Genomic DNA, 13,010 nt, shown 5'->3' on the forward strand with positions numbered 1-13,010 from the left:
TTCTTAATATCACTTAAGTAAGGAAAGCAGTTTGAGCAAAGACGCCAACCTTTATCCGCTTCGCCAGACCCACCTTGATCCACAAGATGATGCAGTCTGGAACTGGGCGCAAAACGCGCAGATTGGTACGCAGCAGCAGGTTAAACGCCCTGCTGACGAGGCCGCACTCCGGCAGTTACTGCGTGAGTCAAGCGGCAAAGTGCGCGTAACCGGTAAAACCTACTCCCCAGGCAGAATGCTGGCCGTGCACCCCGATGATTTGCTGCTGGATCTGAGTGCACTGTCCGGCCTGATCCGCAGTGATGCACACAGCGTCACGTTCGCCGGCGCGACCCCGCTGGAACAAATCTACAGTACCTTAACGGAAATGGATCGTATGCTCGCCTCCTCACCCGGCGTGATTTCGGTTCAGACGCTGGCGGGCGCAATGGCTACCGGCACTCACGGTCAGGGCCTGCACCAGAGTTCCATTGCTGATGAGGCTGAGCACATTCGCATGGTGCTGAGCGACGGCTCGATCCGTGAGCTGTCACGTGGCGATGCAGATTTTCCTGCCGCACTGGTGTCGCTGGGCGTGCTGGGCATTGTGACCGAAGTGACCCTGCGCACGCAGCCGTTTCGTATTTTCACCTGCCATAAAAATGCGGTGTCGGCGGACAGCCTGGAAAGTGATTTGCTGCGCTGGAATGATGAATACGAACTCAGCAAAGCCTGGTGGTTTGTGGATGACAATTTTATCCACGTCTGGAATGCACATCAGGCCAGCGAGGAGGAGATCCACCATTATGCGCAGAACGATCGTGAGGTGATGGAACACGCCGATGAAGGCGACGACAGCCTCAACGACACGATCGATCAGACGCTGGAACACATGCATCGCGACACCCAAATTCACGGCAAGGGCGGCAAACAGTTCCGTACCGTAACGCGCTTTCGGGATTTTACCGATGTGACAGGCGACATCTATCAGCTGTTCTGTCGCGGTATCGCCGTGCCGCAGATCAACGTCGAAATTGGCGTACCGCTGGAAAAAACGCCAGCAGTCATCAGCAAGATTAAACGCTGGTACGCCGACAATCGCCCGCATATGCACTATCCCATCATCCTGCGTTGTACAGGTGCGTCATCGGCATGGCTCAGCCCGGCCTTTGACCAGCCCACCTGCTTCTTTGGCTTTGTGGTGTATTACGCCGACGACGGCTCCCTTTCAGAAGCGGGCCTGCACTTTTTAAGTGAGGTGGAGAAGCTTCTGGCAGAAGAAGGCGGTCGCCCTCACTGGGGCAAGTATTACGACGCCTCGCTGTACCGCTGGCAGGATCTCTACCCGCACTGGGCGTCCTTCCGTGCTCTGCGTGAGCAGTTCGATCCGCAAGGCCGTCTGAGCAACGACTACACCGCTGCACTGTTTAATCAATTCGATAAGGGATGATATGTTTGCCTGGGTAACCTTACTGACGCAACCGGATTATCTGGTCGGCGTAAAAGCGCTGCGCTGTTCACTCACTCAAAGTCAAACGCGTTGGCCCCTGGTCGTGATGGCAACCGCTGCCATTGATGAGCAAGACTGCGCGATCCTGGAAGAGGAAGGCTGCTTAATCCAACATGTGGAGGGGCTTTATCCGCACAGCGATTTGAACCCGCAGTATGCATCTGAACGTTTTGGTGAAGTCTGGACCAAACTGCGCGCCTGGCAGTTGACCGACTATCAGCGGGTGGTCTTTCTGGATGCCGATATGCTGGTACTTCAGAACATGGATGAGCTGTTCTCGCTGGATCTGGGTGGCCATGCGCTGGCCGCCTGCCACGCCTGCCGCTGCAATCCGAATCAGATCGAGGCCTATCCCGACAGCTGGCAGCCCGAGTTCTGCCACTACACCTGGCAGGAACGTGAGGAGTCGCCGCCCGCACATGTGGATTATTACCTCAACGGCGGCTTTCTGGTGCTGGAGCCTGATAACGCCGTTTTTGAAAAACTTGAAGCGCGCATTGCCGCTATAGAGGACCTGAGCCAGTACGCCTTTTCAGAGCAGGATTTGCTGAACGAGGCTTTTAAAGGCCAGTGGCTGCCGCTCTCCTATGTCTACAATGCCCTAAAAACGCTGCGTTTCCAGCACGATAAGCTGTGGGAATGTGAAGAGGTGAAGAACCTGCATTACATTCTGGATAAGCCGTGGCAGCGCGATCTGTCTCAGCCTGTTAGTCAGCGTGATCGCTATTATGCGATGGATAAACTGTGGTGGGATAAAGTCTCAGCCTGATCAGCATCAACCGGCCCCGGCACTAAGCCCGGGGCCACATCCGGATCATGGACTGGTTTTGTATAATGTCACTTAAAGGCTATACCGCCATCCAGCGCCTTTCTGCCGCCGACAGCGCGATGGCCTCAAGCACCTTCTGCACCTGCAATCCTTCTGCAAAATCAGGCCACATAGGGTCGCCAGCGGCAATGCCATTAATGAGATCGCGAATTTCTACCGTTTTCTGATCGTTAAAGCCAATACCATGACCTGCTGAGACGCAGAAGTTAGCATAGTCCGGATGCGCAGGCCCGGTCAGCAGGGTTTTAAAGCCCTGCCGCCCCGCCGGTTCATCATGGATATACAGCTCCAGCTCGGCCATGCGCTCCTGAGTGTAACGCAGGGTACCTTTGGTGCCGGTCACGACATAGGTCAACCCCATCTTGGCCCCACAGGCGATACGCGAGGTTTCAATCACACCGTGCGCACCGTTGTGAAAGCGCAGCAAGGCGCTGGCCTGATCTTCATTTTCAACCGGCAACTGACGGCTGAGATCCTTTGGGTCAGGACGGGTTTTAATCACCGTCATCATATCCCCACTGACTTCCGCAATATTGCCCACCAGGTAGTGCGCCATATTGACGATGTGCGCCGCCAGATCGCCCAGCGCGCCTAACCCGGCCAGCGCTTTCTGGCAGTGCCAGTCGAGTGGCGTTTCCGGTTTCGCCAGATAGTCTTCGTTGTGCGTGCCGTAAAAGTGCACCACCTCGCCGATTTCACCGCGCGCGATGATCTCTTTTGCCAGCTGACTGGTCGGATTCTTCATATAGTTGAAGCCCACCAGGGTTTTAACCCCTGCTGTATTGGCCGCTTCAACCATTTCCCGCGCATCGGCCACCGTCAGGGATAACGGCTTTTCGGAATACACGTGTTTGCCGTTAGCAATGGCGGCCAGCGCCATCTCTTTATGCAGGAAATTGGGCGCGCAGATGTCCACAACATCAATATTCGGGTCGCTCACCAGCTCGCGCCAGTTGCCCGTAGAGCGGGAAAAACCAAAGGTGGCGGCCTGCTTTGCGGCCAGTTCGGGATTAACCTCTGCCAGCATTTCACGCACGATCTCCCCTTTTAACGCAAACACCGCGGGTGCCTGGGCATAGGCAATCGCGTGGCAACGACCGATATAGCCACTGCCGATCATGCCGATTCTGACTTTGTTCATTTTAACTCCGGGCTGACAGAGAAAGGATTAAATGAAATTTAAATTCCATTTATGAGTATTTCAATTTAAAAATGAAATAAATGTGACGAACATAAAGAACATTCGTGAGGGAATGTCGTGCAAAGCTTTATAAAAATGAAACAGAGATTCTGTTTACTGAATAAAAGGTGCAAAATTACAGCTATTCGATTGCGTCAGTACGCTAAGCGAAACGGTTAAAACGCGGGAGTTGGCGAGTATTTCAGCAATTAGACAGTTTTGTGAAAAAGAGCTTTGACAAGCCTGCGGGACGTCGATAATATGCGCCCCGTTCAAACGATTCCTCTGTAGTTCAGTCGGTAGAACGGCGGACTGTTAATCCGTATGTCACTGGTTCGAGTCCAGTCAGAGGAGCCATCTTCCTGTTTTCAGGCCTACTGAAACGTACCTGCTCAGCCAGGTTGCCGTAAGTTAGCGTGAAAATCTTCCCCGACGCGTATCGACCTACCCTACGCGTCCGGCGAAATGCGTTGTACGATTCCTTTTATTTCATTTCGATAATGGCACGACAAACCTGTCCCTTTTCAGCCCTGAAAATCCGTCGTATCACGTCTTGCAAAACCCCTGAACTGACCGATTCTTATGGTCCGTCTCTGCTTGTTGATTCAGGCGATTCACGTCTTTGGTATTCAACTATCGCCTCATCCGAAAAGAGCCCTATATTGTGCGAGTACCCGTCCGCAGGCTTTACTTTGTTTCCGGTGCCCGCAAGCAGCGCGAGTTTATCCGTTAACGACTGACAAAGAATAGCTGTCTCGCGCAGCAACACCTGGCTGAGAGCGTCGCCGCGCGAATGGAAAATGCGTTGGGGCCGTCGCGCAGGCATCGTGCAAAACCCTAAGAAACGATCGGCTGGCTACGTTGAACGGCCCTGCGGGTTTAAAGCACAAAACCGTAGTGAGAACCATCCGGCAGTTCAACATCAAGGCGAAACTTGCCACCGGTCGCTTCAACATAGCGTTTGAGCGTGGACAGCTTCAGGTCGTGCCCCGGTTTTTCCATTCTTGCAACGGTAGGTTGTTTGATGCCCAGCGCCTGCGCCATTTCTACCTGCGTTTTTTGTACTTTCTCACGCAGTTCGGCAAGGTGAATATTGAGCAGGATGTCCGTCGCCATCGCCTGAGCTTCATCCACGACGTCATTTTTTTCATCCGCAATAAGCTGTTCCAGCGTTCTGCCCATCGCGTTACTCCTTATTTTTTAATGCGTTAAGCCAGTTCGTAAATTCCCGGTCAGCAACCGGGAGCATCGCGTCGTAAAAACGTTTTTCATTGCCGACCTTATTTCCAGCACAAAGCACAATGCCGGTTCGGGCCGGCTCAAAGGCAAAAATGCCCGTAAAGGATAGCCCCGGCTCTGGATACGTCGTTCTTTCATGTTGCTATAGCGGGAGCCTTTGAGCTTATCGGTATAAGGTCTGGACAAACCCGGCCCCTTCTCCCGCAGGACCAACAATGCTGCAAGCACGTCAGCCCTGTCGATATCGCTAAGCGAGGTAAACCAGCAGTCAAACGTATCCGTTGTTTTAATCGGCCACACAACTCCGGGATATAGGTTAAATGCTATATAGGTGTAAAGCGATAAAGAGAAGTATGGCGCGAAGGAATGAGGGGTTCATACGGTATTGCTGCAAAGCTGAAGGCGCATTCGGTTGTTTAAGTGAATGGCTACGAGGACATTTAGCGTTTTACGATCTGTATCGATAAACCCGCTCAGGGAAACCCGAGCGGGCTTTATGTTTTTTGCCATTTGGCTAGCGCGTTATGGCTAGCGGGTTTGGTTATGCGCGGTTCGGGATTGTGTCGTTCTGTTCATCAGCTCTCTAAGGCAAATAAAACATCGGCTTTAATATTGAACTCACCGGGCTGTTATCCGCATTAGACGGCATTAAATCTTTCATCGATGCCCACCAGCGCTGGCAAACCTCGGTTTGCGCCACCGCGAGCCAGCGGGCTTCTGATTCAATCTCAACACTGGCGAACAGCAGGTTACGATCTGCATCCAGCCAGATAGCATAGTGATGGGCACCATGCGCTTTTAGCGTCTGTTCCAGTTCCGGCCAGATGGGTGAATGGCGACGCAGGTATTCATCGTGGCAGTGAGCATGCACCTGCATGACAAAAGCTTTACGTAACATCGCTGCGCTCCGCATCCAGTGCTGCCTGCCAGGGTTTAACATTAAAGCGTTCACCCAGCGCGATCAGCTGCGCGGTAGTGATGCTCTGACGAATACCGCCCATAGATAGAGCTTTTACGACAACCTCCGATGATTTTTCAGCGGTGTCGATCAGGCCAAAGGTCTCATCAAGATTAGGACCCGCGCCAAAGATGCCGTGGAAGGGCCACATGACCAGGCTGTGGATCGCCATCTCATCTGCCGTTGCCTGACCGATACCGTCAGTGCCCGGCACCATCCATGGCAAAATGCCCACCCCGTCCGGGAACACCACCAGACACTCTGTGCTGCCTTCCCACAACAGGCGCGTAAAGCGTGCCGAATCCAGATTTACAACGTAGCTCAGCGCCATAAAGTGAGTAGCATGGCAGTGCATAATCACCCGATCGCTTCCCTGAGTCACCTGCTTGCGTACGCTGTGCGACTGGAAATGCGCCGCCAGTTCAGAGGTCGGCAGCCCACCGTTGCTTAATCCCCAGTGAATTTTATACGACAACCCCTGGTCATCCACCTGCAGCAGCACCAGACTGTCTGCCGGGTCGAGCTGCACGTTACGAAAAAACTTGCCAGACCCGGTCACTAAAAACCAGTCGTTAGCTAACGCCGGTGCCGGTTTACTCAGTTCAATGCAGCGCGGTTCGGCATAAAAGTCGCTGGCGAAGTCCTGCACTTCTTCGGGAAGCAGGCGCAGGCTAACGTTACCGCCGTTACGCTCATCCCAGCCTTTCAACCACATATCGCTGGTGGCTTTTACCATCCCCTGTACGAACCAGGATGTCAGAATGTTTTGCATGGTTTATCCCTTAGCGTTGACGCAAAGTATGTTGTTCGTAATGACGGACGTCGCTCAGCCAGCTGGCATCGGCAGGAACGTCATGACGCAGGCACCATGCTTCCCACACCGCCTGCCACGGCAGCGACTTTTGCTCTTCCAGCAGGGCCAACCGTGTGGTGAAATCCCCTTCACTCTCCAGCCTACGCAGCCGATCGCTGGGCTCCAGCAGCGCCCGCAGCAACGCTTTTTTGGCGTTACGCGTACCAACGACCCAGGCGGCAATGCGGTTGATTGAGGCATCAAAAAAGTCGAGACCGATATGCACCTTATCGAAGAGTTTCTGGCGGGCGATCTCATGGGCAATCGCCTGAGTTTCATCATCGAGCAGCACTACATGATCGCTGTCCCAACGTACCGGACGGCTCACATGCAGCAGCAGGCGCGGCACGTACAGCATCGCGGTAGAGATTTTGTCGGAGATCACTTCAGTCGGGTGGAAATGCCCGGCGTCCAGCGTCAGCGCAATCTGCCGGCTGCTGGCGTAGCCAAGGCAGAATTCGTTGGAACCCACGGTGTAGCTTTCCGCACCAATCCCGAATAGTTTGCTTTCGACAGCATCAATATGGTGTTGCGGGTTGAGTTGCTCATTGATGATCGCGTCAAGCGCGCTGGCAAGGCGCTGGCGCGGCGCAAAGCGGTCGATGGTGAGATCTTTCATGCCGTCCGGCACCCAAATGTTCATCACGGAAGGCGTACCGAGCTGTTCACCAAAGTAAGCCGAAATATGGCGACTGGCTTTACAGTGGTCGATCCAAAACTGGCGAATACCTGAATCGGCGTGCGACAGCGTAAAGCCATCGGCACTCTTTTCATGTGAAAAGCAGGTGGGATTGAAATCCAGCCCCAGCCTGTTGCTTTTTGCCCACGCTACCCAGTTGCTGAAGTGTTTCGGCTCGATGGCATCGCGCTCAACGGGTTGGCTGCTCTCAAGATAGATCGCGTGCAGATTCAGACGTAAGGCGCCCGGAATCAGCGATATGGCTTTTTCAATGTCGGCGCGCAATTCGTCGGCGTTGCGTGCCCGTCCCGGATAGTTGCCGGTGGCCTGAATACCGCCGGTGAGTTGCCCGTTGGGATTTTCAAAACCGCGCACGTCATCACCCTGCCAACAGTGCATCGAGACCGGGATCTCATCCAGTTGCGCCATCACAAGGTCCACATCAACGCCATTCTCAGCATAACGTTGTTTCGCCAGGTCAAAGGCCTGTTCAATCAGCTTTGTCATATGCAAGTTCCTTAGCAGGTTGGAGCAGCGCGGTGAAGCGCGCCTGATGGGCCGCAAACGCGCTGTTGTCGAGCGGTTCAAAGATGTCTGACGGGAAATTACGGCTGATGCAGCGGCGCAAATCCGCGACGTCACGCAGTTCACCTAGCGCGATGAGCTGGCAACCCACATTTCCCAGCGTGGAGGCTTCTACCGGACCGGCAATCACCGGCAGTTGACAGGCATCGGCACACAGCTGGTTGAGTAAAGGATTCTGGCTGCCGCCGCCCACGATATGCAGCTGCCGTAGCGGTGTGCCGCGTAGCTGGCCGAGTTCCAGGATTGTCTGACGATATAAGAGCGCCAGACTGTCAAAGAGGGTGCGTGCCAGTTCGGCCGCAGTGTGCGGTATCGGCATCGCCTGTTCAGCACAGGCATGTTGGATTGCCTGCACCATGTTGTCTGGGTTAATAAAGCGAGGGTGGTTAGGATCTATGAGCGAGCGGCAGGCTGGCTGTTTTGCGGCATCCGCAATAAGCAGGGGCAAGTCGCGGATGTTCAGTTCGCTACAGACGCGCTGTAAAAGCCACAGCCCCATAATGTTTTTCAGCACCCGGTAACCTTCCGCGCCGCCTTCATTGGTTATGTTGGCCTGTAAAGCAGTCGCATTCACATAGGGTTGGAGACTTTCAATCCCCATTAACGACCAGGTACCTGAACTGAGATAGGCTGCATCGTCGTGCATCAGTGGCGTGGCCAGCACCGCGCTGGCCGTATCGTGCGTGGCTACGGCAATCACCGGGATCCGCTTGCCGCTGGCGCTGGCCCAGTAACCCACGTTATTGCCCGGTGCATGCGGTGTGCCGAACCAGGCGGAGTCGACGCCAGCCCAGTCCAGCAAGTCACGATCCCACTCACCACTTTGAATATTCAGTAACTGCGTGGTGGTGGCGTTGGTGTATTCCCAGTTCATTTCGCCGGTGAGACGATAGTGTAGATAGTCCGGAATCATCAGCGCATGTTTCACCTGCGACTGCCAGTCCGGCTGCTGCAGATGTAGCGCGCGCAGCTGATATAAAGTGTTAAATGGCAGAAACTGAATGCCGGTGCGCTGGTATATCGCCTGCTGGCCGAGATCGTCAATCGCCTGGGCCATCAGGCCCTCGGTGCGTTTGTCACGGTAGCTCACGGCTTCGCCAACGCGATGTCCGTCTGCATCCAGCAGTACCAAATCAACGCCCCAGGTATCAATACCCATGCTGTCCGGCACGATGCCTTCATCATCCAGTTGCTGCAGTCCGGCGCGAATGTCCTGCTCCAGACGATCCAGATCCCAGCAGTCATAGCCGCCGCGCTGAACCCGCTGATTCGCGAAACGACGGACTTCACGCAGGGCGATTTTCTGGCTGTCCGACGTCCACTGCGCAAGCATGACGCGCCCGCTGGATGCGCCTAAATCAATGGCAACGATGTTACGCATATTCATGGCATGTTTTCCTGAAATGACATGGCTACAGAATAAAAAGCCTGCAGGCCTGCCACCTTAGGCGCAGTGCCAGCAGAGGATCTTCGCTGGCAGGTTTGCAAAGGTGTTCGTGAGACAGCTCACAGAACCGCGTGACGATAGAGTTGTGAGCTTTGCCGCATTTCTATCAATCACTTAGGCGATCTTAAATAATTCGCCATTTTCTTGCGCCGCCCCGTTCAAAATTCAAGGTGATGTCCGCAGCGCCTGCGTAGACTCAGTTGCAACATTGTTAACGGAGAGCAAGCCATGACCGTTCTGCATAGCGCGGATTTCTTTCCCGCCGGAAATTACGCCATTGCCATCGAGCCACGCGTGCCACAGCAGGCTTTTCCAGAGCATCACCATGATTTCCATGAAATTGTGCTGGTTGAACAGGGGTCCGGTATTCATGTGTTTAATGGTCAGCCGCAGGCGTTGAGTGCCGGTTGCGTGTGCTTTATACGCGACCACGATCGCCATCTGTATGAAAAAACCGACAACCTGTGCCTGACCAATGTGCTGTACCGAAGCCCGGGGGCGTTCCGCTTTCTTTCCGGGCTGCAGGCACTATTGCCGCGTGAAGAGGACGGACGGTACGCGTCGCACTGGCGCATTAATCAAAAAGTGATGGGTCATGCTTTGCAGTTGGTGACACAGATGAAGCAGCAACCTCTGTGGTCACTGGAACGTCAGGCACATCAGGAGCAACTCTTTCTGCAAATGCTGGTGTTGCTACGTGAGGCCGCTCGCAATGACAACGCGCAGGACCAGGAAGCCAGACTGCACCGATTGCTTGACTGGCTGAATGAGCATTACAGTGAAGAGATCGTATGGGAGGCGCTGGCCGACAGCTTTTCACTGTCGCTGCGTACGCTGCACCGCCAGATGAAGCAGCAGACAGGCAGTACGCCACAGCGTTATTTGAATCGGCTGCGGTTATTGCAGGCGCGTCATCTGCTTCGCCACAGCGATATGCGTATAACGGACATCGCCTATCAGTGTGGGTTTGGTGACAGCAACCACTTCTCCACGCTGTTCCGGCGTGAATTTGGCTACGCGCCCCGCATGGAGCGTCAACAGATGTGGTAACTGGAGCTTTTAATATGTCGCTAATTCTGTCGCGCGAGGACTACTTTCCTGCCAGAAACCTGCCCATTGCAGTGGCCGAACGTATGCCACAACCCTCTTTCCCGCCTCATCAACACAGGTTTAGCGAGATTGTAATTGTCTGGCGCGGCAACGGGCTGCACATCCTCAACGATCGCCCCTGGCTGATTACCTGCGGCGATGTGTTTTATATTCGCGACAGCGACTGCCATAGCTATGACAGCGTCCATGACCTGGCGCTCGACAACATTCTTTATTGCCGCGATCGCTTTCGGCTCGATCTTGACTGGAGCCAGCTTATACCGCCTCAGGAAGAGAATGCTCAGTCCGGTTGGCGATTAACCACCCACGGTATGGCGCTGGCGCGTGGCGTCATCAGCCAACTGGAGCGGGAAAGCCGCAAAAACGATCCCTTGTCCATTCAGCTTTCTGAAGCCTTGTTTTTACAGCTGGCGCTGATTCTGCGCCGCCACGGTTACGCGGCCGATCGTTCCTGGGCGCTACCGGAAGGCGAACAGCTTGATCTGCTGATGTCGTCGCTGCTGGCCGATATCAGCCGTCCGTTTGACCTCGCCCACTTTTGCGAGCAGCACCAACTCAGCGAGCGAGCGCTTAAACAGCTGTTTCGCCAGCAAACCGGCATGACAATTGGCCACTATTTGCGTCAGCTTCAACTCTGTCAGGCAAAATACTTACTGCGCACCCAGGAAAGTTTAATCAGCGAGATTGCTTCACGCTGCGGCTTTGATGACAGTAACTATTTTTCGGTGGTGTTTACTCGTGAAACCGGCATGACGCCCAGTGCCTGGCGGCAACGTTTTGTACCGCAATGCGCCACGCTAACTGATAACGCAAAAGCCTGATACGCGTTAACGCATCAGGCTTTTATCTCTGCGGAGTCAGGCAGCCATGCCAAGCCCGACAATATTGGCAGCGATGATAATGACTATGCAGCCAATCGACAGGACGCTAACCGGACGACGCCCGACAGATTTCCACTCTTTCAGCATCAGTCCGACCAGACCACCACACAGCACATACAGACTCATGTGCAGCATCCAACTGACAAAGTCATATTGCGGTGGAATTTTGGCATGGCCCCATGCATAGAAAAAGAACTGCAGATACCACATGGTGCCGCCAAGAATAGCGAAAGCGATATTGGCAATTAACAGCGGTTTTGCCACGGAGAAGTCCCGGCGTAGGGAGAGCTCCGGCTTAACCGCCAGGCGGATAAAGCAGTACGCCAGGTTAATCAGCGCACCACCGCCCATAATCACCACATAGCTGGGTAGCGCCACGTACAGCGGATTAATACCCAGATTAGCTGCCGCAACATGCATCGGCTTTGCGGCATCCATAGCGAAGGACATGCCGGCCGAGAAAATACCGCAGATAACCGCCAGTATCAGCCCTTTCTTCAGATTGAATTCTTCGGCGTTAATGCCCAGCGCGCGCTCTTTCAGCAAACCGGCTCGCGATACAATTGCCACGCCAATCAGCGCGACCAGAACGCCAAGCAGCGTCATACGGCCACCAGCCGAGCTAAAGAGTGCGACAAAACGGCCCTGCAGCAACGGCGTCATGAGTGTCCCGACGACTAACGTAATGCCGATAGCAATACCGATGCCTAACGACATGCCGAGATAGCGCATGGTCAGGCCGTAGTTAATATTGCCGATGCCCCACATTGCACCAAACAAAAACACAGGTAGCAGCTGTGACAGACTGAAACTACTGTAGTACGCCCAGAAATTCGGCAGCAGCACGGCACTGACTGCCCATGGCAAAATCAGCCACGACATCAAGCCACCTACTGCCCACATGGTTTCCCATGACCATTTTTTGACCTGTTTAAACGGCGCATAAAAACATGCGGCACTGGCGGCACCCACCAGATGCCAGAAAATACCGGCAATAATGGCACTGTTCATTGTTATTCCTTCGCAAGGTTGAGGCCAAACAGGAAACCGACGTTTCCTGATAAGCAGCAGTCTAGTGGGAGCTGCTTTCACTCAGCCTTTGAATGGCTGCCGGAAAACACAGGTCGCTGGCAAAATCCGGTGAATGTTCAACATAAAGATCACAAATTCACATTTAAGGACAGTAACCGGACGTTTTACCTAACCCGCTTATTATTCGAGATATTTTTGTTGTTTGTTGTGTTGATCGGCACAGTTTTAATCTTACTGCCAGCACGCTTATTAACGTGGCAATGACATAAAGTTGAGCTGCGGGTTCGCTGCAAAGATGGTTTGGCGGACGAAGAGGGAAAACGGTCGGCAGAAAAGGTTTGTGATATGACTCAAGGCTAGTGGGGATACTGTGATCAGCGGGAGATCGCATGATGTTGGATAAGCACTCTACGATTCAGCGCAGTAGTCGCTGCGCATGTTATTAACTGCAGTCACGCAATGAGACGTTTGCGTGGCAGGGCAAACCGAAAGGACAATTGGCCGGGGATGCCTCCCGTCAAAAGCCTACCGCTTCGTCATTGACTGCGCGGGCAGGCACGGGCTTATCGCCATCCCAGGCGTTCCGGCATTTGCTGGCGAATACAGGGTTTCAGCCCGTCGACCCTTTTTATAAGACGCTGACCGCTCAGATAACAAAACACGCCGTGGAAATGCTGGCTTCGTCGTGTCTTTCTTCCCTTCCCTGCCATCTGCAGTGTGGCTTTGGC

Annotated in this window: 11 protein-coding genes, 1 tRNA gene and 1 pseudogene; 5 read left to right on the forward strand and 8 right to left on the reverse strand. The window is 54.0% G+C overall.

Going from position 1 to position 13,010, the window contains the following annotated elements:
• Positions 1 to 31: 31 nt before the first annotated feature.
• Together NYE92_RS06245 and NYE92_RS06250 are read left to right on the forward strand one after the other, a co-directional pair.
• The gene (locus tag NYE92_RS06245; protein WP_259018752.1) at positions 32 to 1,429 is read left to right on the forward strand and encodes a D-arabinono-1,4-lactone oxidase; all 1,398 of its coding nucleotides are present in this window, start codon (positions 32 to 34) and stop codon (positions 1,427 to 1,429) included.
• A gap of 1 nt (position 1,430) precedes the next feature.
• Positions 1,431 to 2,258, forward strand: coding sequence for a glycosyltransferase family 8 protein (locus tag NYE92_RS06250; RefSeq protein ID WP_259018753.1), 828 nt, complete (start codon positions 1,431 to 1,433; stop codon positions 2,256 to 2,258).
• Positions 2,259 to 2,337: 79 nt separating this feature from the next.
• Here the strand turns inward: NYE92_RS06250 and NYE92_RS06255 are convergent, their stop codons facing one another.
• The gene (locus NYE92_RS06255) at positions 2,338 to 3,459 is read right to left on the reverse strand and encodes a Gfo/Idh/MocA family protein (protein WP_014605487.1); all 1,122 of its coding nucleotides are present in this window, start codon (positions 3,457 to 3,459) and stop codon (positions 2,338 to 2,340) included.
• 320 nt (positions 3,460 to 3,779) lie between these two features.
• Between NYE92_RS06255 and NYE92_RS06260 the strand changes: the two genes are divergently transcribed.
• A tRNA-Asn gene (locus NYE92_RS06260) sits at positions 3,780 to 3,855 on the forward strand.
• A 522-nt stretch (positions 3,856 to 4,377) separates the two neighbouring features.
• Here the strand turns inward: NYE92_RS06260 and NYE92_RS06265 are convergent.
• The 6 genes and pseudogenes from NYE92_RS06265 to rhaB all read right to left on the reverse strand — a co-directional run bounded on the left by NYE92_RS06265 (position 4,378) and on the right by rhaB (position 9,199).
• Positions 4,378 to 4,680, reverse strand: coding sequence for a helix-turn-helix domain-containing protein (locus NYE92_RS06265; RefSeq protein WP_014605486.1), 303 nt, complete (start codon positions 4,678 to 4,680; stop codon positions 4,378 to 4,380).
• 4 nt (positions 4,681 to 4,684) lie between these two features.
• Positions 4,685 to 5,037 (reverse strand): annotated as a pseudogene (locus NYE92_RS06270) (type II toxin-antitoxin system RelE/ParE family toxin).
• Between the two features lie 283 nt (positions 5,038 to 5,320).
• A complete protein-coding gene (rhaM, locus tag NYE92_RS06275) occupies positions 5,321 to 5,635 on the reverse strand; it encodes an L-rhamnose mutarotase (RefSeq protein WP_014605485.1) in 315 nt (104 codons plus the stop codon).
• Positions 5,625 to 6,467, reverse strand: coding sequence for a rhamnulose-1-phosphate aldolase (gene rhaD / locus NYE92_RS06280; protein ID WP_013026315.1), 843 nt, complete (start codon positions 6,465 to 6,467; stop codon positions 5,625 to 5,627). Before rhaD ends, rhaM begins: the two co-directional genes overlap by 11 nt.
• 10 nt (positions 6,468 to 6,477) lie before the next feature.
• Entirely contained in the window at positions 6,478 to 7,734 is a 1,257-nt protein-coding gene (locus NYE92_RS06285) for an L-rhamnose isomerase (RefSeq protein ID WP_014605484.1), read from the reverse strand.
• The gene (rhaB, locus tag NYE92_RS06290) at positions 7,718 to 9,199 is read right to left on the reverse strand and encodes a rhamnulokinase (protein ID WP_014605483.1); all 1,482 of its coding nucleotides are present in this window, start codon (positions 9,197 to 9,199) and stop codon (positions 7,718 to 7,720) included. The genes NYE92_RS06285 and rhaB overlap by 17 nt, the downstream gene beginning before the upstream one ends.
• A gap of 288 nt (positions 9,200 to 9,487) precedes the next feature.
• On the opposite strand from rhaB, the gene rhaS reads away from it, so the two are divergent.
• Entirely contained in the window at positions 9,488 to 10,309 is an 822-nt protein-coding gene (gene rhaS / locus NYE92_RS06295; RefSeq protein ID WP_259018754.1) for an HTH-type transcriptional activator RhaS, read from the forward strand.
• A gap of 14 nt (positions 10,310 to 10,323) precedes the next feature.
• A complete protein-coding gene (gene rhaR, locus NYE92_RS06300) occupies positions 10,324 to 11,190 on the forward strand; it encodes an HTH-type transcriptional activator RhaR (RefSeq protein WP_014605481.1) in 867 nt (288 codons plus the stop codon).
• Positions 11,191 to 11,226: 36 nt separating this feature from the next.
• Here rhaR and rhaT read toward each other — a convergent pair whose 3' ends face one another.
• Positions 11,227 to 12,261 carry an L-rhamnose/proton symporter RhaT gene (rhaT, locus tag NYE92_RS06305; protein WP_014594040.1) on the reverse strand — a complete coding sequence of 345 codons (1,035 nt, stop codon included), beginning with the start codon at positions 12,259 to 12,261 and terminating at the stop codon, positions 11,227 to 11,229.
• Between the last annotated feature and the right edge of the window lie 749 nt (positions 12,262 to 13,010).

The sequence above is a fragment of the Pantoea sp. B566 genome (assembly GCF_024793925.1).
In the GTDB taxonomy this organism is placed as follows: Bacteria; Pseudomonadota; Gammaproteobacteria; order Enterobacterales; family Enterobacteriaceae; genus Pantoea; species Pantoea ananatis.